Origin of the sequence: Pseudomonas sp. IT-P171 (genome assembly GCF_949767765.1) — a bacterium.
Taxonomy (GTDB): Bacteria; Pseudomonadota; Gammaproteobacteria; order Pseudomonadales; family Pseudomonadaceae; genus Aquipseudomonas; species Aquipseudomonas fluorescens_B.
On record NZ_CATKQN010000003.1, the window covers coordinates 1 to 23,417 of the forward strand.

Genomic DNA, 23,417 nt, shown 5'->3' on the forward strand with positions numbered 1-23,417 from the left:
CCAGACAAACAAAAGCCCCGATCAACCTGATCGGGGCTTTTTGCTTTTACCGCATCACTCAGTCACGCAAATCCGACTCATGAATCGGCTGATCCCTGTGCGTCGCCCGTTGATACTGCGCCGGCCAAATGGCCTTGCGCCCTCCCAGGTCGTCATCGGCATGCAACGGCCAGTACGGGTCGCGCAGGAGCTCACGGGCGAGGAAGATGATGTCGGCCTGACAGGTGCGCAGAATGTGCTCGGCCTGGGCCGGTTCGGTGATCATTCCTACCGTGCCGGTCGCAATGCCTGATTCTTTGCGCACACGTTCGGCGAAGCGGGTTTGATAACCGGGACCTGTAGGAATTTCCGCGTTGGCCGCCGTGCCGCCCGAGGAGACGTCAATCAAGTCCACGCCCAGGTCTTTGAGGCGTCGCGCCAGTTCAACGGTTTCATCAGGATTCCAGCCGTCTTCCACCCAATCGGTGGCCGACACGCGCACGAACACCGGCAACTCCTCTGGCCACACCGCACGCACTGCTTCGGTGACTTGCAGCACCAGCCGAATACGATTCTCGAACGAACCGCCATATTGATCGCGCCGCTGATTGCTCAAGGGCGATAGAAACTGGTGCAGCAGGTAACCGTGGGCGGCGTGGACTTCGACGACTTTGAAACCGGCGGTCAGCGCGCGCTTCGCTGAGTCAACGAACGCCTGAATGACCTCGGCGATCTGGCCCTCATCGAGCTGCTTCGGTGGTGTGTGCTGCGGGTCGAACGCAATCGGCGAAGGGCCAACGGGTGTCCAGCCGCCGTCTTCAGGTTTGACGCTACCGTGCTTGCCAATCCACGGCCGATGGGTGCTGGCCTTGCGCCCGGCGTGGGCCAACTGAATGCCGGCGACGGCGCCTTGGGCGGCGATGAAGCGAGTGATGCGTTGCAGCGGCTCGATCTGTTCGTCATTCCACAAGCCGAGGTCTTCGGCGGTGATGCGTCCATCGGCGGTGACGGCCGTGGCTTCGGTAAAAATCAGACCGGCGCCGCCGACAGCACGGCTGCCGAGGTGTACCAGATGCCAGTCATTGGCCAAGCCATCGACACTCGAATACTGGCACATTGGTGATACGGCAATGCGGTTCAGCAAGGTCAGTTGGCGAAGGGTATAGGGTTCAAGCAGCAGACTCATGGGGCACCTCTCGTCTCAGTGGGCAGGCTCCAGGGTTCTGTTTGAAAAGTCGACGAGTGACAGGAAAAAGGTGCAGCACCCGCCCCCGCGGGCAAAAAATTGACAAGACGTCACAAGGATTATCAAGCAGTGCTTAGAGCCTAGTCGACAATGGGGGATGAGGGAGGGTTCCGAGAGATTCGGCGACCGCGAAATCGCTATCGCCGGCAAGCCGGCCCGTGCAGGGTGTGCGCAAATCCCCCAGGAGCCGGCTTGCTGGCGATGGGGTCAACGCGGTTCGATGTGGGCAATCATCAGCTGAACCGTCTCATTCCCGCGAAACTCGTTAAGGTCGAGTTTGTAGGCCAGTTCCACCCATTTGATCGTCGGGTTCGGCCAGATATCGCGGTCGATTCCAAAAGCGATGCCGTCCAGCTTCACCGAGCCGCATTCGCTTTTCAGCACCACTTTGAGGTGCCGTTCGCCGACAACCCGTTGTTCGACCAACTGAAACACCCCATGGAACAATGGCTCCGGGAAGTGCTGTCCCCACGGCCCGGCATGCCGCAGCGCACGCGCCAGTTCGAGATGAAATTCCTCGACGGCCAAAGTCCCGTCCGACAGCAAACGCCCGGTCAGGTCTTCTTCGCGCAATTGCCTACGCACTTCGGCGTCAAAGGCTTCGGCAAACAGCGGAAAATTCGCCTCCGGCAAGGTCAACCCTGCCGCCATGGCATGGCCGCCGTACTTGCTGATCAGGTTTGGGTGCTGCGCCGCCACCACGCTTAAGGCGTCGCGAATATGGAAGCCCTGAACCGAACGCCCCGAGCCCTTGAGCATGCCATCGCCTGCGTCGGCAAAGGCAATTGTCGGACGGAAATAGCGCTCTTTCATACGAGAAGCGAGGATTCCGATGACGCCCTGGTGCCACTCGGGGTCAAAAAGGCATAAGCCGAACGGCATCGACTCAACCGGCAAGTCCTTGAGCTGGGCCAGCGCCTCGCGCTGCATGCCTTGCTCGATGGATTTGCGGTCCTGGTTCATGCCGTCGAGCTGTACGGCCATTTCCCGGGCGAGAGCGGCATCTTCGGTGAGCAGGCATTCGATGCCCAGGCTCATGTCATCCAGCCGCCCTGCCGCGTTCAGGCGCGGGCCGACGATGAACCCGAGATCGGTCGAGGTAATACGCGTGTGGTCGCGTTTGGCGACTTCGAGGATGGCTTTGATACCCGGTCGTGCACGTCCGGCGCGAATTCGCTCCAGGCCTTGGTGGACGAGAATCCGGTTGTTGGCATCCAGCGGCACCACGTCGGCGACGCTGCCCAACGCCACCAGATCCAGCAACTCACCGATGTTCGGCTGCGGTTTGCTCTCGTACCAGCCAAGGCTGCGCAGACGCGCGCGCAGGGCCATCAACACATAGAAAATCACCCCGACACCCGCCAAGGCCTTGCTCGGAAACCCGCAACCCGGCTGGTTGGGATTGACGATGGCATCGGCCAGCGGCAGTTCGTCGCCGGGCAAGTGGTGATCGGTGACCAGCACCTGAAGGCCTGCTTTTTTCGCCGCCGCCACACCTTCGACGCTGGAGATGCCGTTGTCCACGGTGATCAGCAACTGCGGTGTGCGGGTCAGCGCCACTTCAACGATTTCCGGCGTCAGGCCGTAGCCGTACTCGAAACGGTTCGGCACCAGGTAGTCGACATGCGCCGCGCCCAGCAGGCGCAAGCCCAACATGCCGACCGTACTGGCCGTCGCGCCGTCAGCGTCGAAGTCGCCGACGATCAGAATCCGCTGCCGCTGCTCCAGCGCCGTCACCAGCAAATCCACCGCGGCATCGATGCCTTTGAGCTGCTGGAACGGAATCAGCCGCGCCAGGCTCTTGTCCAGTTCAGCCTCGGACAGCACGCCCCGCGCCGCATACAGGCGGGTCAGCAGCGGCGGCAGATCACCGAGGAATGGCAGGGTATCGGGCAACAGGCGAGGTTCGATGCGCATGGGGTGACAGGTGCTTCTCTTGAATACGTAGGATAAAACCGGATGACGCGGTGAACACTCAGCCGCGTTCGCCGCTCAGCCACTGCAACTGGACTTCGTGCTGACCACGGTCGTCGGTGACGAAAATCGTCCCTTCGCTGATCATCACATCCCACTTGATAACGCGCGGCATGTCTTTGGCCAGGGTTTCCAGGACTTCCTGGGGAACCGCGGCGATGTGTACGTTTTTCAGGTTCTTGATCGCCGGGATGACTTTGGTTTCCCAGACACGCAGGCTGCCGTAGGCCAGCAGGCTGGTGCGCTCGGTGCGGCGCGAGCACCACGTCAGGCGATCGGCGTCTGGCTGGCCGACTTCGATCCAGTGCAGGACGCGATCATCCAGGCTCTTTTCCCACAGGGCGGGTTCATCCACGTCTGACAGACCACGGCCAAACGACAGCTGCTCGTTGTACCAGAAGGCGTAGGCCAGCAGCCGCACGGTCATGCGCTCTTCGGTTTCCGACGGGTGACGGGCGATGGTCTGCTTCACCGTCTCGTAAACGCTGCGGTCGAGGTCGGTGAGGTTCAGTTCAAACTTGTAGGTCGTGGACGGCTGGGCCATGAACGGGCTTCTTGATACGTGGAAAGGCGGCAAGTCTAACCGATGCGACAGGCTTCGCGGCCATCAACCTTGAGCGACTGACAGCGGGCTGTGCTAAAACGCTCTATCAGCCAAGCCTTTGTCCTACAGGATCCAGTATGCCGTTCACCGCCAAACCACTCTCAGGTCTGAAAGTCATCGAATTGGGCACTTTGATCGCCGGGCCGTTTGCCTCGCGCATCTGCGGCGAATTCGGTGCCGAAGTGATCAAGATCGAGTCCCCCGACGGCGGCGATCCGTTGCGTAAATGGCGAAAAATGTATGAAGGCACGTCGCTCTGGTGGTTCGTTCAGGCGCGTAACAAGAAGTCCCTGACCCTGAACCTGAAACACCCGGACGGGCTGGCGATCCTGAAAAAGCTGCTGGGTGAAGCCGACATCCTGATCGAGAATTTTCGCCCCGGCGTGCTGGAAAAGCTCGGTCTGGGCTGGGATGTCTTGCACGCACTGAACCCGAAACTGGTCATGGTGCGTCTTTCAGGTTTCGGCCAGACCGGGCCGATGAAGGATCAGCCGGGGTTTGGCGCCGTCGGTGAATCCATGGGCGGCCTGCGCTACATCACCGGTTTCGAGGATCGCCCACCCGTTCGCACCGGGATTTCCATCGGCGATTCGATTGCCGCGCTCTGGGGCGTGATCGGCGCATTGATGGCCTTGCGTCATCGCGAGGTCAACGGCGGTCTGGGTCAAGTGGTGGATGTGGCGCTGTACGAAGCGATCTTCGCCATGATGGAAAGCATGGTCCCGGAGTTCGACGTGTTCGGCTTCATCCGTGAACGCACCGGCAACATCATGCCCGGCATCACCCCCTCCTCGATCCACACCAGCGCTGATGGCAAACATGTGCAGATCGGCGCCAATGGCGATGCGATTTTCAAGCGCTTCATGCTGATCATCGGCCGTGAAGACCTGGCCAATGACCCGGCCCTGGCCAGTAACGACGGGCGTGACAGCCGGCGCGACGAGATTTATGGGGTGATTGATCGGTGGGTCAATGCATTGCCGCTGGACACCGTCATCGAGCGGTTGAATCAGGCCGATGTCCCCGCCAGCCGGATCTTCAGCGCCGAAGACATGTTCAGTGATCCGCAGTACCTGGCGCGGGAAATGTTCCTGAAAGCGAAGCTGCCGGACGGCAAAGATTTCAAGATGCCGGGAATCGTGCCGAAACTCTCAGAGACACCCGGCAGTTCGGAATGGGTCGGGCCGCAGTTGGGCGAACACAATGCGCAGGTACTCACCGATCTTGGCTATGACAAGGAACAGATCGCAAAGCTGCGTGAAGACGGGGCCATCTAGGCTCAAGCGCCTGCTTTCGCTGCATATCACTGACAGCCTGTCGCACAGCAGGAGAGTGATGTGCGCGTTCGCGACGACAGTTCTGCTCGTCGGTTCGACCTCGTCGGCGATGGCGCAGCCCAAGGAAACCATAATCTGGCTGTTGCGGGATCTGCCACCGCTGACGATTTTCGAAGGACCGAAAAAGAGCCAGGGCGTCATCGATCAACTGTTGCCGCTGTTGATCGCGGGCATGCCGCAATACGAACACACCTTGATGCGGGTCAACCGTGCTCGCGCCTTGCAAATGCTCTACGAGCCGTCCCTTACCTGCGATGCGGCGCTGAACCGGAGCAAGGAACGCGAACGCTGGATCGCGTTTTCCACTCCAGTGTTTCGAGCCATGGGTAACGGCGTGGCCGTGCGACGCGTTGACCGCGAAACGCTCGCGCCCTTCATCCAGGACGGTGAACTGGACCTGGCAGCCTTCCTGGCGAATGGTGGCGAGAAGCTGGGCATTATCGCCGAGCGTAACTACGGCGATTACCTCGACACACTGCTCAAGCAAGCACCGGCTGACTCTCTTACCTCGCACTACGGCAATGACGCCTTGGGCAGTCTGTTGCAGATGCAGCGGCTGGGGCGCTTGCGGTTGCTGCTGGGATACCGTCCGGAAATCCGCTACCAGGCCCAACAGCAAGGGATCGCCGAGGATGAATTGCAGTTCTACCCGATTCGCGGCGCCGAGAAATTCTTGTCTGGATACATCGGCTGCACCGACACGCCAAAAGGCCGGCAAGCGATTATCGAGATCAATCAACTGCTGCGCAAAATGCCCCATGAACGCTTGAGCGAGGCTTACGCTGCGTGGCTCGACCCGGAAAGTCGCGGTGCCTACCTGGAGGAATCCAGGAAGTATTTCGAGCAACAGGCCCAGCAATGACAAATCGCGGGCAAAAAGAAACCCCGAGAAGTGGGGAGACGACTCGGGGTTAAACGTGGTCTACAAAAAGACCAGTAGCAACAGGACGACAAGCACCGGAGCACAATGCTTGATCCTGCTGTTACATCCTCTGACTGACCTTGGGCCCGTAAGGTTCCCTTAAAACATAATTCACTTACGGCCGGACCAGGACCTTGTCCTGTGCCGCATTGCGCAACGCCGCGATAACGCAGGGTTCCAGGCGTCCTTCGGCAATCATCAGGTCGCGATGCAAACCGTCGACCACATCCGTGAGCAGACGTTTGTCGCTCAACTGAGCCTGATTGAATTCCCGTTCGACCACGATGGCGCCGGTCGAGCTCTTCAGTGTCACCAGGTATTCGCCGTGGGTGCCTGATGGGGTCAACGTTACCTGATACGGGCTCAGCGCCTCACCGAGCAATAGACTGATACTTTCCATCTCGATCACCACTCAATAGTCCGAAAACGAAGTGCCTGGGGCAGGTCTACAGTAAATGACCACCGGCCCGAGAAGAAAGTTCTGGATTCCAGATGCAGACGCGTCGGCGTCTCTGGTTGATGGAGCATGCATGGGGGAGATGACAGGTTTGTGTATGTGGGCAGTGAGGATTGGGATTGGGTGTATTTCCGTTTCTTCGGTAACGGCGGCTATGGGTTCCGCCGTTACCGAAGCAATGGATATGTAAAAGGCCTGGTTAAAGCGGCTTTCCACGATTGCCATGCTGACTGACAAACGCCTGAACAGCCTTCAAGTCATTCGGCAACACGGTGCACCGCTCATCCCGCTCAAACAGATCAGCCAGGTGAACAGGCAACTCCAGCGCTTTACCGACGCCCGCCTTCTCCACCGCATCCGGGAATTTGACCGGGTGAGCAGTGCCAAGAATCACCATCGGAATATCCAGGCTGCGACGGCATTCACGCGCAGCCTTCACGCCGATAGCCGTGTGCGGATCCAGCAATTCACCCGTCTGCTCGTAAACCTCGGCGATGGTTTCGCACGTTTGCGCATCATCCACCGCCAGCGAATCGAACAGTTTGCGCGCTTCGGTCCAACGCTCTTGTTCAACGCTGAAACCACCGCCCTGTTTGAACGAATCCATCAACCCGGCGATCGCCGCGCCGTTACGACCGTGCAGGTCAAACAGCAAACGCTCGAAGTTCGACGACACCATGATGTCCATCGACGGCGACAGTGTGGCGTGCAGGGTTTCCTTGACGTACTGGTTGCCACTCATGAAGCGGTGCAGGATGTCGTTGCGGTTGGTGGCGACGATCAACTGGTTGATCGGCAGGCCCATGTTGCGCGCCAGGTAACCGGCGAAGATGTCGCCGAAGTTGCCGGTCGGCACCGAGAACGACACCGAGCGCGCCGGGCCACCCAGCTGCAGGGCTGCGTGGAAGTAGTAAACGATCTGGGCCATGATCCGCGCCCAGTTGATCGAGTTCACCGCCACCAGGCGGGTGCCTTTGAGGAAGCTCTGGTCGGCGAAGCTCGCCTTGACCATTTCCTGGCAGTCATCGAAGTTGCCTTCGATGGCGATGTTGTGGATGTTCTCGCCGAAGATGGTGGTCATCTGGCGACGCTGCACTTCGGACACGCGGTTGTGCGGGTGCAGGATGAAGATGTCGACGTTTTCGCAGTGCTTGCAGCCTTCGATGGCGGCCGAACCGGTGTCGCCGGACGTCGCGCCAACGATCACCACGCGCTCACCGCGTTTTTCCAGCACGTAGTCGAGCAGACGACCGAGCAGTTGCAGAGCGAAGTCCTTGAACGCCAGGGTCGGGCCGTGGAACAGCTCCAGCACCCATTCGTTGCCGTTCAACTGACGCAGCGGTGCGACGGCGCTGTGCGAGAACACGCCGTAGGTTTCTTCGAGAATCTTTTTGAAATCGGCATCAGGAATGCTGCCGGTGACAAACGGGCGCATCACCCGGAAGGCCAGCTCGTGATACGGCAGGCCGGCCCAGGAAGCGATTTCTTCCTGGGTGAAACGTGGCAGGTTTTCCGGGACGTACAGACCGCCGTCGGTGGCGAGACCGGCCAGCAGGACGTCTTCGAAATTCAGGGCCGGTGCCTGGCCGCGGGTACTGATATAACGCATGACTGGCTCCAATAGACAGTGTTCGCAAACCCGGGCCTGCACGCAGGCCCGGTGAACGATAACGGCTTAGTTCAGGTGCTCGACGCGGATCCGTACAACCGGACCGACTACGCCTGTCAGGGCTTCGAGGGCGGCGATCGCGTCGTTCATGTGCTGTTCCAGCACACGGTGAGTCAGCAGGATCATCGGCACCAGACCGTCATGCTCTTCGACTTCTTTCTGCATGATCGATTCGATGTTGATGCCGCGCTCCGACAGGATGCTCGCGACCTGAGCCAGCACGCCCGGATGGTCCTTGGCCTGAATGCGCAGGTAGTAAGCGCTTTCGCAGGCTTCGATCGGCAGGATCGGATGCGCCGACAGCGAATCCGGCTGGAACGCCAGATGCGGCACGCGGTTTTCCGGGTCGGAGGTCATGGCGCGAACCACGTCCACCAGGTCGGCGATCACCGACGATGCGGTCGGCTCCATGCCGGCGCCGGCGCCGTAGAACAGGGTCGAACCGGCAGCGTCACCGTTGACCATTACCGCGTTCATCACGCCGTTGACGTTGGCGATCAGGCGATCGGCCGGGATCAGCGTCGGGTGCACGCGCAGTTCGATACCGGCCGCGGTGCTGCGCGCCACGCCCAGGTGCTTGATGCGGTAGCCCAGCGCTTCGGCGTAATTCACGTCAGCCGTGGTCAGCTTGGTGATGCCTTCGGTGTAAGCCTTGTCGAACTGTAGCGGGATGCCGAACGCGATGGAGGCCAGGATCGTCAGCTTGTGGGCCGCGTCGATGCCTTCAACGTCGAAGGTCGGATCGGCTTCGGCGTAACCCAGGGCTTGCGCCTCGGCGAGTACGTCTTCGAAGGTGCGACCCTTCTCGCGCATCTCGGTGAGGATGAAGTTGCCGGTGCCGTTGATGATGCCGGCGACCCAGTTGATACGGTTGGCGGACAGGCCTTCACGGATCGCCTTGATCACCGGAATGCCGCCGGCTACAGCCGCTTCGAATGCCACGATCACGCCTTTCTCGCGAGCCTTGGCGAAAATCTCATTACCGTGAACGGCAATCAGTGCCTTGTTCGCGGTGACCACATGCTTGCCATTCTCGATGGCCTTGAGTACCAGCTCGCGGGCAACGGTATAGCCGCCCATCAGCTCTATAACGATGTCGATCTCAGGGTTCGTGGCCACTTCGAAGACATCGTTGGTAATCGCAATACCGGTCGTTTGGAACTGAGGCTTTGGCGTGCGCATGGCAATTTGTGCCACTTCGATTCCACGCCCGGCACGACGAGCAATTTCCTCGGCGTTGCGCTGAAGTACGTTGAAGGTACCGCCACCGACGGTCCCTAACCCACAGATGCCTACTTTGACCGGTTTCACTGTGAACTCCCCATGAAACGGCCGACTCAAGGCCGGCCGTGAAAACAGCCGCATGCTCGCGGCTCTCTATTAATGACCCGGCAAATGTTGCCGCCGGACCATGATCGTCAAAGGCTGGCCGTGACGATGCGAATTTACTTCGCGCCCAGCGCCAGTTTGGCGACTTGTGGCGCAGGCTGGTAGCCCGGAATGACCTGACCGTCGGCCAAAACGATGGCCGGTGTACCGTTCACGCCGATCGACTGACCGAGGGCGAACTGCTTGGAAACCGGGTTATCGCACTTGGCGGCCTTGATTTCCTTGCCGTCGACCATTTTGTCCATGGCGGCTTTCTTGTCTTTCGAGCACCAGACCGCTTGCAGCTGTTCGTCACCCGGCGAGCCCAGGCCCTGGCGCGGGAACGCGACGTAACGCACTTCGATGCCGCGCTTGTTCAGCTCAGGCACTTCGGCGTGCAGTTTGTGGCAGTACGGGCAGGTGGTGTCGGTGAACACGGTGATGTGCGATTTGGTTTCGCCGATGGCCGGGTAGACCACGGTTTCCGCGACCGGAATCGCGTTGACCAGTTTGGAAACGCCCAGGCGTTCGGTTTTTTCGGTCAGGTTGACCGGTTTACCGTCCTTGAGCTGAAACATGTAGCCCTGGACGACATACTGGCCATCGGCGCTGGCATAGAGCACGCGGCTGCCTTGCAGTTTGACTTCATACAGTCCGGGCAGAGGACTGGCGGAAATGCTTTCTACCGGCACTTCGAGCTGGAGGGTTTCCAGGCTTTTACGAATGGCTTTGTCGGCCGCGTCATCGGCGACGGCAAAGGTGCTGACCAACGCAATGGCTGCGGCGGCGAAAATCTGGGTCAGACGCATGAGAACTCCTGAAGGCGGACAAATGGGACGATCAGAACGCCCGTGCCGAAACACCGGGTCATAACCGCCCATCGTGCAAACCGGCAAAGCCTACCACATAAGGCCCGTGGGGCCGAATGCGGGTGACGCAGGACATCTCACGGTGCAATTTGGCAATACTCACTTGCTCCCGTCGACCGATCCGCGCCCGGGCACAGCAGTCGCTGAACGGACACCCGATGCTTCTGAATGACCGATAGATATGGTTTTGGGGCCGCTGCGCGACCCAGCGGGAGCAAACTCCCTCGCCACAGAGGCCACCGATCATCCATTGGGAAACCACTATCCGCGCGGGTGGTGTTTGGCATGCAGATCCTGCAAACGCGCCCGGGCGACGTGGGTGTAGATCTGAGTGGTCGACAAATCGCTATGGCCGAGGAGCATTTGCACCACCCGCAAATCGGCGCCATGGTTGAGCAGGTGCGTGGCGAAGGCATGGCGCAGGGTGTGCGGCGACAGTGATTTGCCGATTCCGGCGACCTTGGCTTGGTGCTTGATACGGTGCCAGAAGGTCTGGCGCGTCATCTGCTCCCCGCGCTGGCTGGGAAACAGTACGTCGCTGGGACGTCCACCGAGCAGTTCGCCACGGGCGTCGCGCATATAACGCTCGACCCAGACAATCGCCTCCTCGCCCATCGGCACCAGCCGCTCCTTGCTGCCCTTGCCCATCACTCGCAACACGCCCTGGCGCAGGTTGACCTGCTCCAGCGTCAGACTGATCAGCTCCGTCACCCGCAGGCCGCAGGCGTAAAGCACTTCCAGCATGGCGCGGTCTCGCTGGCCGATCGCTTCGCTCAAGTCCGGAGCCTTCAACAGCGCTTCCACGTCTGCTTCCGACAGAGACTTTGGCAACGGCCTACCAAGTTGAGGCATATCGACGCGCAAGGTCGGATCAACCGCGATCAACTTTTCCCGCAACAGGTAGCGATAAAAGCCACGCACGCCCGAGAGAAATCTCGCGGTGGAGCGGGGTTTATAGTTCTGCTCCAGACGCCAGGCCAAGTGATCGAGGATCAATTCGCGGCCGGCGTTGATCAACTCCAGCCCCTTCTCCTGCAACCAGCCGTTGAACAGGGCCAGGTCACTGCGATAGGCATCCCGGGTGTTATCGGAGAGACCTTTCTCCAGCCATAGGGCGTCGAGAAACTGGTCTATCAGTGGGTGATCGATGGCGGGCATAAAGGCTCAGGCAAGACCGACAGTACGGCCATGGAAGATAAATCGCAGGCAACAAAAAAGCAGCCCGTAGGCTGCTTTTTTCTGCATCGGAAGCTGGACTTAAGCCAGTTTTTCCTTGATGCGAGCTGCTTTACCGGACAGGTCACGCAGGTAGTACAGCTTGGCTTTACGTACGTCACCGCGACGTTTAACGGCCATGCTGTCGATTTGCGGGCTGTAGGTCTGGAAAGTACGCTCTACGCCAACACCGTTGGAGATTTTACGAACGGTGAAAGCACTGTTTACGCCGCGGTTACGCTTGGCGATAACAACACCTTCGAACGCTTGCAGACGCGAACGGTCGCCTTCCTTCACTTTCACCTGAACGACAATGGTGTCGCCCGGGGCAAAGGTAGGGATTTCTTTGGTCATCTGCTCTGCTTCGAGTGCAAGGATGATTTTGTTAGTCATGCTGTGCTCCTAAGGTAAATCGTCGGATCTACCATCGATACGTTGTTAACTATCGTCCCGCTCGCGGATGTATTCCTCGAGCAGCTTCTTCTCTTCTCCAGAAAGCGAGCGGCTTTCCAGAAGATCGGCGCGTCGTTCAAAGGTCCTACCAAGGGACTGCTGTAAACGCCAACGCCGGATGTGCGCGTGATTGCCACTTAGCAATACGTCGGGAACACGCTGATCCGCATACACCTCCGGTCGGGTGTAGTGCGGGCAATCCAGCAAACCATCCGTAAAGGAATCTTCCTCGGCGGAGTCCGCATGCCCTAAAGCTCCAGGCAGCAGTCGTGTAACCGCATCGATCAGGACCATCGCCGGCAGCTCGCCGCCAGACAGTACATAGTCGCCAATCGACCACTCTTCATCGACATGAGCATCAATAAAACGCTCGTCAATGCCTTCATAGCGGCCGGCAATCAGGATCAATGCATCCAGATTCGCCAACTCGCGTACCGCCGACTGAGTCAGTTGACGGCCTTGGGGGGACAGGTAAATCACCTTCGCCGCCTCCCCGGCTGCTGCCTTGGCCTGAACCAGAGCATCTTCCAGGGGCTTGATCTTCATCACCATGCCCGGACCACCGCCAAATGGGCGATCATCCACAGTGTGATGTCGATCCGTCGTGTAGTCTCGCGGATTCCAACAGGTGAGCTGCAAGAGCCCCTGTTTCACCGCCCGACTGGTGATGCCGTACTCGCTGATGGCGGAGAACATCTCGGGAAACAAACTGATCACTTCTACGCGCAAATTAGCCACGTTTAGAAGTCCGCGTCCCAATCCACCTTCATCTCGCCTGCTGCCAGGTCGATGGCCAACACGCATTGCTCCGTATAGGGCAACAGGCGTTCGCGATCATCCAGGCTGCCAGCGCAAGGCTTGACCACCATGACATCGTTCGAGCCGGTCTCCAGCAGGTGATCGATCTTCCCGAACAGTTGCCCGAGGGTGTCGATGACCTTGAGACCTTCCAGCTGGTACCAGTAGTACTCGCCGTCGGTCAGTTCAGGGAACAGGTTGCGCGGCACGCAGATCTCATAACCGGCCAGAAGACGAGCTTCTTCACGATCATCGAGGTCCTTGAGCTTTGCGACCAGGAACTTGTCATTCCCGCGTCCGCTGACCAGCTCGACCTGCTTTACATTGCCGTCACGCTTGAGCGTCCAGGTTTTGTAGTCCAGCAGGTTCTTGATTGGATCAGTAAAGGAATACACCTTCACTTCGCCGCGAACGCCATGAACAGAATAAATTTTGCCGATAACGATCAAATCATCAGCAACAGCTGGCGTCGCGTTCATATTGCTCAGGCCGCAGCCTTAGCAGATTCCTTCAACAACTGAGCAACGCGCTCAGAAGGTTGTGCACCAACGCTCAGCCAGTAGGCTACGCGCTCTTGGTTCACGGACAGACGAACTTCTTGACCACGAGCAACAGGGTTGAAGAAACCAACCTGTTCCTTGTGCGAACCGTCGCGCGGGTTGCGGCTGTCGGTTACGGTCAAGTGGTAAAACGGGCGCTTTTTGGAGCCGCCAAGGGCAAGACGGATTGTTAGCATGTGAACATCGTTCCTGTAGTCGGTGCTGCAAATCTAAAGGCACAGCGGGCATAGGTGCCCGAAAGGCCGCATATTCTAAGGAATATCCGGACTTTTGCAAATGACTTTTTCCGGCGGTCTATCGGCCGCCATCCAGATTTGCTATAGAGCCGTCGTTGAAAACGGCCAGTCAGCTCCCGCCAAGTGCGGGTTTGCTGGAGATCCCGCATCCCTGCGGGTCTGCGCCGACATGACTGCCGGCGCGGATTCTTTACATTTTCGGCATGCCGCCGCCGGGCAACATACCGCCCATGCCGCGCATCATTTTGGCCATTCCGCCTTTTGCGGAGAACTTCTTCATCATCTTCTGCATCTGCTTGTGCTGCTTGATCAAGCGACCGATGTCCTGCACCTGGGTGCCGGAACCCATGGCGATCCGGCGCTTGCGCGAACCGCTGATCAGCTCAGGGTCGCGCCGCTCGGCCGGGGTCATGGAATTGATGATGGCTTCCATCTGCTTGAATTGTTTCTCTGCCGCACCTTGGGCATTGCCCATCTGCGCCAGGTTCACGCCACCGATATTCGGCAGTTTGTCCATGAGGCCACCGAGGCCGCCCATGTTCTTCATCTGTTGCAGCTGATCACGGAAGTCTTCGAGGTCGAAGCCCTTGCCCTTCTTCAGCTTCTTGGCCAGTTTGTCGGCCTTGTCCTTGTCGAGAGTCGCTTCAGCCTGTTCGATCAGGCTGAGCACGTCGCCCATGCCGAGGATGCGCGACGCGATACGCTCAGGGTGGAACGGTTCGAGCGCTTCGCTCTTCTCGCCCATACCGATGAACTTGATCGGCTTGCCGGTGATGGCGCGAACCGACAGCGCGGCACCGCCACGGGCGTCGCCGTCGACCTTGGTCAGGATCACACCGGTCAGCGGCAGTGCATCGCCGAAGGCCTTGGCCGTGTTGGCGGCGTCCTGGCCGGTCATGGCGTCGACCACGAACAGCGTTTCGACCGGGTTGATCGCGGCGTGCAGCGCCTTGATCTCGCCCATCATCTCTTCGTCGATGTGCAGGCGACCGGCGGTATCGACGATGACCACATCAATGAACTTGAGCTTTGCTTCTTTAATGGCCGCTTGCGCGATCTCGACCGGCTTCTGGCTCAGGTCGGACGGGAAGAAGGTAACACCCACTTCACCGGCGAGCATTTCCAGCTGCTTGATTGCCGCAGGACGGTAAACGTCCGCGGACACGACCATGACCGACTTCTTCTTGCGCTCTTTAAGGAAGCGCGCAAGTTTGCCGGCGGTGGTGGTCTTACCCGCACCCTGCAAACCGGCCATCAACACGACGGCGGGCGGAACGGCGCTCAGGTTCAGGTCTTCGTTGGCCGCGCCCATCAGGCTTTCGAGTTCGGCCTGGACGATCTTCACGAAGGCCTGGCCCGGCGTCAGGCTGCGCGACACCTCGGTGCCGACGGCGCGTTCCTTGACCGAATTGACGAAGTCCTTCACCACCGGCAAGGCGACGTCGGCTTCGAGCAACGCCATACGCACTTCGCGCAGGGTGTCTTTGATGTTGTCCTCGGTCAGCTTGGCCTTGCCGGTGACATGGCGCAGCGTCTGCGAGAGACGGTCGGTTAAGTTTTCAAACATTGCGCGATCCTTTCAGGCCCTGTGTAGACCGGGATAATGGCGGCCCAGACCGGAATCAACATGTGCTCGGCGAGCCTGCGGCGTGGGCAGGTCGCGGATTATAGCGAAGACTGCGACTGGCGGACACCTCGCACTTTCGTGACGCGTCGGTTCTATGCCAAACTCAGCGCCTTTCGGGCTTGCCTAACAGGATTTATGCTCCCCTTGTCACCCAGTTTACTGACCACTCTCGCCGCCGCCTGCTTATATGCCGCTGCGACCCTCTATCAAGGCACTCGCTTGGCCACCGGCGCCAAGGCGAACAAGCGCCTGCTGGTGACGCTCGGCGTGTTGGCCGTGCTGGCTCACAGCGCCAGCCTGTTCAACCACCTGCTGACGCCCATAGGCCTTGGCCTGGACTTCTTCAGTGCCGCCAGCCTGATCGCCGCCGCGGTCATCGCCCTGACCCTGCTGGCCTGCTCGCGGATCCCGGTGGAAAACCTGCTGACATTGCTGTTCCCGCTGGGCGCCGCGACCGTGCTGCTGGCGCAGTTTGCCCCGGCCGGTACGGTGCAGATCATCGACGAAGAGCCGGGCATCCTCGCGCACATCCTGTTGTCGATCCTGGCTTACGGCATGTTCACCATCGCGGTGTTCCAGGCCTTGCTGTTGCTGGTTCAGGACCATCAACTCAAGCACAAGCATCCGTCCGGACTGATCAAGAACTTCCCGCCGCTGCAAACCATGGAAAGCCTGCTGTTCGGTTTCCTCTGGGCCGGCTGGACGCTGTTGTCGATGTCACTGATCTCTGGCTGGCTGTTTGTCGACAACCTGTTCGCCCAGCATCTGGTGCACAAAACCCTGCTGGCGTGCCTGGCCTGGATCGTCTTCAGCGTGCTGCTCTGGGGTCGAAACCGCCTCGGCTGGCGCGGACACAAGGCCATTCGCTGGACCCTCGCCGGTTTCTGCCTGCTGATGCTGGCGTATTTCGGCAGCAAGCTGGTCCGTGAATACATCCTGCACATCTGACGGGCGGCATTAATGGACGACTTGCCCATAGGGCCGATGCTCGCTGTAGTGGCCCTGTTGATTTTATGGTCGGGGCTGTTCACCGCCATCGAAGCGGCACATCAGCACTTGCTGGCCCAACGCACGGCCTCGCGCGCCAGTGACAAGCCGGTGGCGAGGCTGAGTTTTCCGCTCAACAGCCTGATTTTCTGTAACACCCTGTGCCGCGCGCTAGTGGTGGTCATCAGCACCTTGCTGGCGATTTTCACCTGGGCCGAAAATGGTCCATGGGCGGCTTGCGTCGGCGCCGGCGTGATTCTTCTGATATTCGCCGACTACCTGCCGCGCACCCTCGCCAGCCGCTACCCTGACGCGATCCTGTCCCTGGGCAACACGCTGCTCGGCGCACCACTGAAAATCATTTACCCGGCCGCCTGGCTACTCAATGGCACCAGCCAGTTGCTGATGCGACCGTTTGCGCGCAAGGCCAACGTGGTGCAGCAGAGCGAAGACGAAACGCCGAATGATCGTCGCGACGACCTTGAACACCCTGTCTGTCGCCCGCATCCGGTGGCGGGCATCCATGCGCTGGACAACATTACGGTCAACGACATTCTGGTGCCGCGCAGTGATGTCGACGGGATCAACCTCGACGACTCGATCGAAGAGATCATCGAACAGCTGCGGGCCAATCGGCGCACGCGCCTGCCGGTTTTCCACAGCGACATCAATCAGGTCGAGGCGGTGCTCAACACCCGACAGATCCGCCACCTGCTGCCCGATGGCCAACTCACTCGCGAAGCACTGCTGGCCGCGTGTCACGACCCGTATTTCGTACCTGAAAGCACGCCACTGCAGCTGCAACTGCTGAATTTCCACAAGCAACAGCGCCGCCTGGGCATGGTGGTCGACGAGTACGGCGAGGTGCTGGGCATCGTCACCCTGGAAGACATTCTCGAAGAAATCGTCGGCGAATTCGAAAGCCAGCACAGCCTGCACAACCCGCACATTCATCCGCAGGCCGACGGACGCCTGGTGATCGATGGTGCGGCATCGATTCGCGACCTGAACAAAAGCCTCGGCTGGCACTTGCCCAGTGATGGCCCGAAAACCCTCAACGGGCTGGTGACCGAGGCGCTGGAGACGATTCCGGACAGCGCGGTGTGCCTGAAGATCGGGCGTTACCGGCTGGAGATTCTGGAGACCGAGGACAATCGCGTCACTCGGGTTTTGATCTGGCATACCAGCTCGGTGCCGGTTGTTATCTAAGGCCTGACTCAGACCTCCGTGGCGAGGGAGCTGCTCCCGCCGGACTGCAAAGCAGACCCAATCACAACAGCAGAATTATCCTGATAAAACGCATCCAGCCATTTTGCGGCCGCTGCGCGCCCGAGCGGGAGCAAGCTCCCTCGCCACGAAAGCCATCACCCGCCTCTGGCCCTTGTTTGATCGTTAGCCTCCTTCCTATAATCGATCCAGCTTACCCAAGCCCCGCCCCACCCCCGTGCTACCCGCACTCCGTTTCAAACCCACATCCCTGGGTGTTCGACCATAATAATTCGCTCCACTGGGGCACATGACTGTCAGGGATAACCGCATGACGACCAGCACGACTTACACCGAAACCACGCCCGCCCAACCGACCAACTCCGCCACCCGCGTGGCGACCGCGAGTTTCATCGGCACCGCCATCGAGTTCTACGACTTCTACGTGTATGCCACTGCCGCTGCGCTGGTGATCGGTCCGGTGTTCTTTCCGCAGACCTCCGGCACCGCCCAGATGCTGTCAGCGTTTCTCACCTTCGGTATCGCCTTCCTGGCTCGACCGCTGGGCTCCGCGCTGTTCGGCCACTTCGGTGACCGCATCGGGCGCAAATCGACGCTGGTCGCCTCCTTGCTGCTGATGGGCGTGTGCACCACGCTGATCGGCGTGCTGCCGGGTTACGACGCCATCGGGGCCTGGGCACCGATCCTGCTCTGCGTGCTGCGTTTCGGCCAGGGCTTGGGGCTGGGCGGCGAATGGGGCGGCGCGGCATTGCTGGCGACGGAGAATGCGCCCAAGGGCAAGCGCGCCTGGTTCGGCATGTTTCCACAGCTCGGCCCTTCGATCGGCTTTCTCGCCGCCAACGGTTTGTTCCTGACGCTGGCAATGACTTTGGACGATGAACAGTTCCGTTCGTGGGGCTGGCGAATTCCGTTCCTGCTCAGCGCCGCCCTGGTGATGGTCGGCCTGTATGTACGCTTGAAACTCCACGAAACCCCGGTTTTCGCCAATGCCATGGCCCGTCAGGAACGGGTCAAGATCCCCCTGGTCGAGCTGTTCAGCCAGTATTGGGCACCGATGCTGTTGGGCGCGGGCTCGATGGTGGTGTGCTACGCGCTGTTTTACATTTCGACGGTGTTTTCGCTGAGTTATGGCGTGTCGACGCTCGGCTACACCCGTGAAACCTTCCTCGCGCTGCTGTGCTTCGCCGTGCTGTTCATGGCCGCTGCGACGCCGTTGTCGGCATGGGCCAGTGACCGCTACGGGCGCAAACCGGTACTGATCATCGGGGGAGTTCTGGCGATTCTGTCCGGATTCTTGATGGAGCCGCTGCTGACCCAAGGCTCGACCTGGGGCGTGGCGCTGTTCCTGTGCATCGAGTTGTTTCTGATGGGCGTGACGTTCGCGCCGATGGGGGCGCTGCTGCCGGAGCTGTTTCCGACACACGTGCGCTATACCGGCGCGTCAGCGGCCTACAACCTGGGCGGCATTGTCGGAGCCTCGGCAGCGCCGTTCTTTGCGCAGAAGCTGGTGGCGATGGGCGGTTTGAGTTATGTCGGCGGGTATGTGTCGGGGGCGGCGGTGCTGAGTCTGATTGCGGTGCTGTGCCTGAAAGAGACGCGGCATAACGATTTGAATCGGGTTGCCTGAATCAGAAGCATCGCCAGCAGGCTGGCTCCCACAGGGGTATTGGTTGGTCACAGATTTGTGTAGACCAATTTTCCATGTGGGAGCCAGCCTGCTGGCGATAGTCGCGCCTCGGTTTACAGCTCTACAACAACAGCCTGAGAAGCACGGGTCGCTTTAGCCCGGGCAGCCTCGATCGACTCATCCCGCGCCAGCGCCACACCCATCCGCCGCTGGCCATTCACCTCAGGCTTGCCAAACAGACGCAACGCCGTATCCGGCTCGCTCAACGCAGCACCCAGATTGGCGAAGGCGGTCTGGGTCGATTGCCCTTCCACCAGGATCACTGCCGAAGCCGAAGGCCCGAACTGACGGATCAATGGAATCGGCAGCCCCAGAATCGCCCGCGCGTGCAGCGCGAACTGTGACAGGTCCTGAGAAATCAGGGTCACCAGGCCAGTGTCGTGCGGACGCGGCGAGACTTCGCTGAACCACACCTGATCGCCTTTGATGAACAGCTCGACGCCAAACAGACCACGACCGCCCAAGGCTTCAGTGACCGCTTTGGCCACACGCTCGGATTCCGCCAGGGCAACCGGGCTCATGGCTTGCGGCTGCCAGGATTCCTGGTAGTCGCCCTTCTCCTGACGGTGACCGACCGGCGCGCAGAATGTGGTGCCACCGACGTGACGCACGGTCAGCAGGGTGATTTCGTAGTCGAAGTCGATGAAGCCTTCGATGATCACGCGACCTTTACCGGCGCGGCCGCCTTCTTGTGCGTAGTCCCACGCGGTTTTCACATCATCGGTGCTGCGCAGCAGGCTCTGGCCTTTGCCCGACGAACTCATGACCGGCTTGACCACACACGGGAAACCCAGATCCTCAACGGCCTTGCTGTAATCCTCGAACGTGTCGGCGAAGTAGTACGGCGACGTCGGCAAGCCCAGCTCTTCAGCCGCCAGGCGACGGATGCCTTCACGGTTCATGGTCAGTTGCGCGGCGCGCGCGGTCGGGATCACGGTGAAGCCTTCGGCTTCCAGTTCGACCAGGGTCGCGGTGGCGATGGCTTCGATTTCCGGCACGATGAAGTGCGGTTTCTCGGCTTCGATCACTGCACGCAGGGCGGCGCCGTCGAGCATGTTGATCACGTGGCTGCGATGAGCGACTTGCATGGCCGGCGCGTTGGCGTAACGGTCGACGGCAATCACCTCAACGCCCAGGCGTTGCAGCTCGATTACCACTTCCTTGCCCAACTCACCACAGCCACACATCAATACGCGGGTCGCGGTTGGCGACAATGGAGTTCCGATACGGGTCATCTCAGGTCCTCAAAGGAGCGGATCATCGAGGGAGCAGTGCCTGGCACGCTTCCCATGGGGAGAAAGCGCGGCATTTTACATGAACCTGAGGGTTTGGCTTCAGCTGGCGACAGCCTGTTTGCGCAAGCGCCAGGCCATGATCAGCCACACTGCGGTCACGCCGGCGAACTTCGAACCCATGGCGGTGAGGATCACGGCCGGGGTGAAGGCGTCGATCATGCCGAAAAAGATGAAGGTATCGAGGGGAATGCTCAGGGCCGAACTTATCCACAGGCGGTCGTGCAGCGGACGCTTGGTGATGCTGAATACCAGCCAGTCGATGCATTCGGACACGGCGAAGGCCGTGGCACTGGCCAGTGCGATGGAAGGATCGGACGTGACGTACGACAGCACCAGCGCCGCCAGCATGGCCACGATCGCACCATGGCCGAAGCGGGTTTGCACCATGTCGCGCAGCACAAACACCAAACCGCCCCAGGCGGACCAGATGATGTCCAGGTGCGGCGCGGTGGAGAAGGCGTAGTTGATCAGTACGACGCTGCTGATGTAGGCGATCAGGAAGAACATGGGGCGGGGGGATACCTGTCAATTTGGCGCACAGATTACCATTTCGGGTTTACAAATAACCTGTGGCGAGGGCGCTTGCTCCCGCTGGGCTGCGAAGCAGCCCCAAATGATCTCTGACACCGCATTCGCTGATTTCAGGGCCGCTTCGCGCCCCAGCGGGAGCAAGCTCCCTCGCCACAAGGACCTCGTTGAGCAAAGAAACCAACAAGGCTCAGGAATCGGATTTGGAAGGCAGCATCCAGAGCAATCCGCTGGACTTGGCCCGTTCATGGCACAACCCTAACACCACCCGGCGCTCTTCGTTGCTCATCCGGCTCCAGCGCGTAATCTCTTCCACGGAGCGCTGACACCCGGTGCAAATGTCATCGTCGTCCAGCGCACAGATATTCACGCAGGGCGATAGGACCGGGCGTTCTGGCGTGCTCATTCTTCCTGCTCGACCAGATCGCGGGCATAACGCTGCGAGTTATGCACATAGTGTGCAGCGCTGGCCTCCAGCATTTTCTTTTGCGGCTCGGTCAGTTCGCGCACGACCTTGCCAGGCGAGCCCATGACCAGCGAACCGTCCGGGATTTCCTTGCCCTCACCGATCAGAGAGTTGGCGCCGATGATGCAGTTCTTGCCGATCTTCGCACCGTTGAGAATCACCGCATTGATGCCGATCAGACTGTAATCACCCACGGTGCAGCCGTGAAGCATGGCGTTGTGGCCGATGGTTACACCGGTGCCGATGGTCAGCGGGTAACCCATGTCGGTGTGCATCACAGTGCCGTCCTGGACGTTGCTGTTCTTGCCGATCAGGATCAGTTCATTGTCGCCACGCAACACGGCGTTAAACCAGACGTTGGCGCCCTCTTCCAGTTTGACCTTGCCCACCAGCACGGCGTTGGGGGCGACCCAGCTCTGTGGGTGGGTCTCGACGCGGGCGTCGCCCAGGCGGTATTTCATCTTGTTGTCCTCAAGGCTCAGGCAGCCGCGTCTCACGCCATATGATGGCTTCAGGTGTTGATAAAATTCTTGGGCGGCTGGTGCAGACTGATTTTGGCGTCATAGAGCAGGTTGATCAACTCGACGATCATGATCGCCGTCAGGCCCCAGATCTTGTACTCGCCATAACGATAACTCGGCACGTACCAGCTGCGGCCCTGGTAATCGATGCGGTGGGTATGTTCACGAGGGTCCTTGCGGAAGAACTCCAAGGGAACACTGAACACCGCAGCGATCTCGGCGTCGTTGGCCAGGTACTCGACGAAATCCGGAATCACGCCGACATAAGGGGTGACCTTGATGCCGTGCAGGGAGATCAGCGGGCTCAACGGGCCGATCACTTCGACCAGCCCCGGCGGCAAGCCGATTTCTTCTTCGGCTTCGCGCAGTGCGGTGAAAATCAGGTCAGGGTCTTCGGGGTCCCGTCGTCCGCCCGGGAAGGCGACTTCACCGCCATGGGTCGAGAGCCCGCTGGCGCGCAGGGTCAGAACCAGTTCCGGTTCATCACTGCGAGTAATGGGCACCAGTACCGCAGCCTCAGGGAAACGCTTGTCGGTTTCCAGTGTGCGGGGGGTGTGGTTGCTTACTCGATGCAGTATCTCGTCCAGCATGAGTCTTCTCGATTTATTCTCTACCTCGCATCATGCACCAATCACATCGACCGCCCAACCCCCGAACTGCCGCGTGTCGCGAAACGACAACTTGCCGACAGACACCGCCGCACGCCAAGATAGGCGCAGCATTCAGGAACCCAAGCATGAAATTTTGCAGTCAGTGCGGCAACCCGGTGGCCCAACGCATTCCGGAAGGCGATTCGCGTCTGCGTTTTGTCTGTGACAGTTGTCACACCATTCACTACCAGAACCCCAATATCGTCGCCGGCTGCGTGGCGACCTGGGGCTCGAAAGTGTTGCTGTGCCGACGCGCCATCGAGCCACGGCTCGGTTACTGGACCCTGCCCGCCGGTTTCATGGAGAACGGCGAAACCATCGAGCAGGCGGCCATTCGCGAAACGGCTGAAGAAGCCTGTGCGCGGGTGCGCAACCTGAGCATCTATACGCTCATCGACGTGCCGCACATCAGTCAGGTGCATGTGTTCTTCCGCGCCGAACTGGTCGACCTGGATTTTTCCGCCGGCCCCGAGAGCCTGGAAGTGGGACTTTTCGACGAAGCTGACATCCCGTGGTCCGACCTGGCTTTCCGCACGGTGGGCCGTACCTTAGAATGCTTCTTCGCTGACCGGCGGACCGAGGTCTACCCCGTACGGTCCGAGTCGATCCCGCCACTTGCTCAGCCTGCCATTACTTGATTTCAATTCGGAACTTCTGCAGGTCGCCAAAAGATCGCAGCCTGCGGCAGCTCCTGCAAAGACATCTATAACTAATATAGTCGCGACACTCTTAGGGATATCGT

The 23,417-nt window shown here is 59.9% G+C and carries 24 protein-coding genes; 6 read left to right on the forward strand and 18 right to left on the reverse strand.

The window, feature by feature from the left end; all coding sequences use genetic code 11:
• Positions 1–58 precede the first annotated feature (58 nt).
• From ACM6I5_RS02240 to ACM6I5_RS02250, 3 genes are all read right to left on the reverse strand, one after another.
• Positions 59–1,165, reverse strand: a complete 1,107-nt coding sequence (locus tag ACM6I5_RS02240) for an NADH:flavin oxidoreductase/NADH oxidase (RefSeq protein WP_150638931.1) — start codon at positions 1,163–1,165, stop codon at positions 59–61.
• A gap of 267 nt (positions 1,166–1,432) precedes the next feature.
• The gene (gene recJ, locus ACM6I5_RS02245; protein ID WP_150630870.1) at positions 1,433–3,142 is read right to left on the reverse strand and encodes a single-stranded-DNA-specific exonuclease RecJ; all 1,710 of its coding nucleotides are present in this window, start codon (positions 3,140–3,142) and stop codon (positions 1,433–1,435) included.
• 58 nt (positions 3,143–3,200) lie between these two features.
• Positions 3,201–3,743: a YaeQ family protein gene (locus tag ACM6I5_RS02250; RefSeq protein WP_007944886.1), complete on the reverse strand. Its 543-nt coding sequence runs from the start codon at positions 3,741–3,743 to the stop codon at positions 3,201–3,203.
• Positions 3,744–3,880: 137 nt separating this feature from the next.
• Between ACM6I5_RS02250 and ACM6I5_RS02255 the strand changes: the two genes are divergently transcribed.
• Positions 3,881–5,080 (forward strand): CaiB/BaiF CoA transferase family protein, encoded by a 1,200-nt coding sequence (locus ACM6I5_RS02255; RefSeq protein WP_017340260.1) that lies wholly within the window; start codon positions 3,881–3,883, stop codon positions 5,078–5,080.
• A gap of 58 nt (positions 5,081–5,138) precedes the next feature.
• Positions 5,139–6,002 (forward strand): TIGR02285 family protein, encoded by an 864-nt coding sequence (locus ACM6I5_RS02260; protein ID WP_017340261.1) that lies wholly within the window; start codon positions 5,139–5,141, stop codon positions 6,000–6,002.
• Positions 6,003–6,177: 175 nt separating this feature from the next.
• Here the strand turns inward: ACM6I5_RS02260 and ACM6I5_RS02265 are convergent, their stop codons facing one another.
• The 10 genes from ACM6I5_RS02265 to ffh all read right to left on the reverse strand — a co-directional run bounded on the left by ACM6I5_RS02265 (position 6,178) and on the right by ffh (position 15,254).
• Positions 6,178–6,462, reverse strand: coding sequence for a DUF3509 domain-containing protein (locus tag ACM6I5_RS02265; protein WP_017340262.1), 285 nt, complete (start codon positions 6,460–6,462; stop codon positions 6,178–6,180).
• A gap of 256 nt (positions 6,463–6,718) precedes the next feature.
• Positions 6,719–8,128 (reverse strand): threonine synthase, encoded by a 1,410-nt coding sequence (gene thrC / locus ACM6I5_RS02270; RefSeq protein ID WP_414879472.1) that lies wholly within the window; start codon positions 8,126–8,128, stop codon positions 6,719–6,721.
• A gap of 66 nt (positions 8,129–8,194) precedes the next feature.
• Positions 8,195–9,499: a homoserine dehydrogenase gene (locus tag ACM6I5_RS02275; RefSeq protein WP_027924910.1), complete on the reverse strand. Its 1,305-nt coding sequence runs from the start codon at positions 9,497–9,499 to the stop codon at positions 8,195–8,197.
• 134 nt (positions 9,500–9,633) lie between these two features.
• The gene (dsbC, locus tag ACM6I5_RS02280) at positions 9,634–10,365 is read right to left on the reverse strand and encodes a bifunctional protein-disulfide isomerase/oxidoreductase DsbC (RefSeq protein WP_017340265.1); all 732 of its coding nucleotides are present in this window, start codon (positions 10,363–10,365) and stop codon (positions 9,634–9,636) included.
• 321 nt (positions 10,366–10,686) lie between these two features.
• The gene (gene xerD, locus ACM6I5_RS02285) at positions 10,687–11,583 is read right to left on the reverse strand and encodes a site-specific tyrosine recombinase XerD (RefSeq protein WP_008025604.1); all 897 of its coding nucleotides are present in this window, start codon (positions 11,581–11,583) and stop codon (positions 10,687–10,689) included.
• A gap of 99 nt (positions 11,584–11,682) precedes the next feature.
• Positions 11,683–12,033: a 50S ribosomal protein L19 gene (rplS, locus tag ACM6I5_RS02290; RefSeq protein WP_003175895.1), complete on the reverse strand. Its 351-nt coding sequence runs from the start codon at positions 12,031–12,033 to the stop codon at positions 11,683–11,685.
• Positions 12,034–12,078: 45 nt separating this feature from the next.
• The gene (gene trmD, locus ACM6I5_RS02295) at positions 12,079–12,831 is read right to left on the reverse strand and encodes a tRNA (guanosine(37)-N1)-methyltransferase TrmD (RefSeq protein WP_007897583.1); all 753 of its coding nucleotides are present in this window, start codon (positions 12,829–12,831) and stop codon (positions 12,079–12,081) included.
• 2 nt (positions 12,832–12,833) lie between these two features.
• The gene (gene rimM, locus ACM6I5_RS02300; protein ID WP_017340266.1) at positions 12,834–13,370 is read right to left on the reverse strand and encodes a ribosome maturation factor RimM; all 537 of its coding nucleotides are present in this window, start codon (positions 13,368–13,370) and stop codon (positions 12,834–12,836) included.
• Between the two features lie 5 nt (positions 13,371–13,375).
• The gene (gene rpsP, locus ACM6I5_RS02305; RefSeq protein WP_003198088.1) at positions 13,376–13,627 is read right to left on the reverse strand and encodes a 30S ribosomal protein S16; all 252 of its coding nucleotides are present in this window, start codon (positions 13,625–13,627) and stop codon (positions 13,376–13,378) included.
• Between the two features lie 250 nt (positions 13,628–13,877).
• On the reverse strand, positions 13,878–15,254 hold the full coding sequence (gene ffh, locus ACM6I5_RS02310; RefSeq protein ID WP_017340267.1) for a signal recognition particle protein: 1,377 nt from the start codon (positions 15,252–15,254) through the stop codon (positions 13,878–13,880).
• Positions 15,255–15,449: 195 nt separating this feature from the next.
• On the opposite strand from ffh, the gene ACM6I5_RS02315 reads away from it, so the two are divergent.
• The 3 genes from ACM6I5_RS02315 (at position 15,450) to ACM6I5_RS02325 (ending at position 19,155) form a co-directional block, all read left to right on the forward strand.
• Positions 15,450–16,262, forward strand: a complete 813-nt coding sequence (locus tag ACM6I5_RS02315; protein ID WP_017340268.1) for an inner membrane protein YpjD — start codon at positions 15,450–15,452, stop codon at positions 16,260–16,262.
• A 12-nt stretch (positions 16,263–16,274) separates the two neighbouring features.
• Positions 16,275–17,510, forward strand: coding sequence for a transporter associated domain-containing protein (locus tag ACM6I5_RS02320; protein ID WP_017340269.1), 1,236 nt, complete (start codon positions 16,275–16,277; stop codon positions 17,508–17,510).
• A gap of 328 nt (positions 17,511–17,838) precedes the next feature.
• On the forward strand, positions 17,839–19,155 hold the full coding sequence (locus ACM6I5_RS02325; protein ID WP_414883105.1) for an MFS transporter: 1,317 nt from the start codon (positions 17,839–17,841) through the stop codon (positions 19,153–19,155).
• 113 nt (positions 19,156–19,268) lie between these two features.
• Here ACM6I5_RS02325 and purT read toward each other — a convergent pair whose 3' ends face one another.
• The 5 genes from purT to ACM6I5_RS02350 all read right to left on the reverse strand — a co-directional run bounded on the left by purT (position 19,269) and on the right by ACM6I5_RS02350 (position 22,615).
• On the reverse strand, positions 19,269–20,450 hold the full coding sequence (purT, locus tag ACM6I5_RS02330) for a formate-dependent phosphoribosylglycinamide formyltransferase (protein ID WP_017340271.1): 1,182 nt from the start codon (positions 20,448–20,450) through the stop codon (positions 19,269–19,271).
• Positions 20,451–20,549: 99 nt separating this feature from the next.
• Positions 20,550–21,017, reverse strand: coding sequence for a preQ0 transporter (locus ACM6I5_RS02335; protein ID WP_017340272.1), 468 nt, complete (start codon positions 21,015–21,017; stop codon positions 20,550–20,552).
• Between the two features lie 211 nt (positions 21,018–21,228).
• Positions 21,229–21,444 (reverse strand): DUF1289 domain-containing protein, encoded by a 216-nt coding sequence (locus ACM6I5_RS02340; RefSeq protein WP_414883106.1) that lies wholly within the window; start codon positions 21,442–21,444, stop codon positions 21,229–21,231.
• Positions 21,441–21,965, reverse strand: coding sequence for a gamma carbonic anhydrase family protein (locus ACM6I5_RS02345; protein ID WP_007954617.1), 525 nt, complete (start codon positions 21,963–21,965; stop codon positions 21,441–21,443). Before ACM6I5_RS02345 ends, ACM6I5_RS02340 begins: the two co-directional genes overlap by 4 nt.
• A 50-nt stretch (positions 21,966–22,015) precedes the next feature.
• On the reverse strand, positions 22,016–22,615 hold the full coding sequence (locus tag ACM6I5_RS02350) for a CoA pyrophosphatase (protein ID WP_017340274.1): 600 nt from the start codon (positions 22,613–22,615) through the stop codon (positions 22,016–22,018).
• 146 nt (positions 22,616–22,761) lie between these two features.
• Here ACM6I5_RS02350 and ACM6I5_RS02355 point away from each other — a divergent pair, with 146 nt between their 5' ends.
• Positions 22,762–23,313, forward strand: a complete 552-nt coding sequence (locus ACM6I5_RS02355) for an NUDIX hydrolase (RefSeq protein ID WP_017340275.1) — start codon at positions 22,762–22,764, stop codon at positions 23,311–23,313.
• The last annotated feature ends 104 nt before the right edge of the window (positions 23,314–23,417 follow it).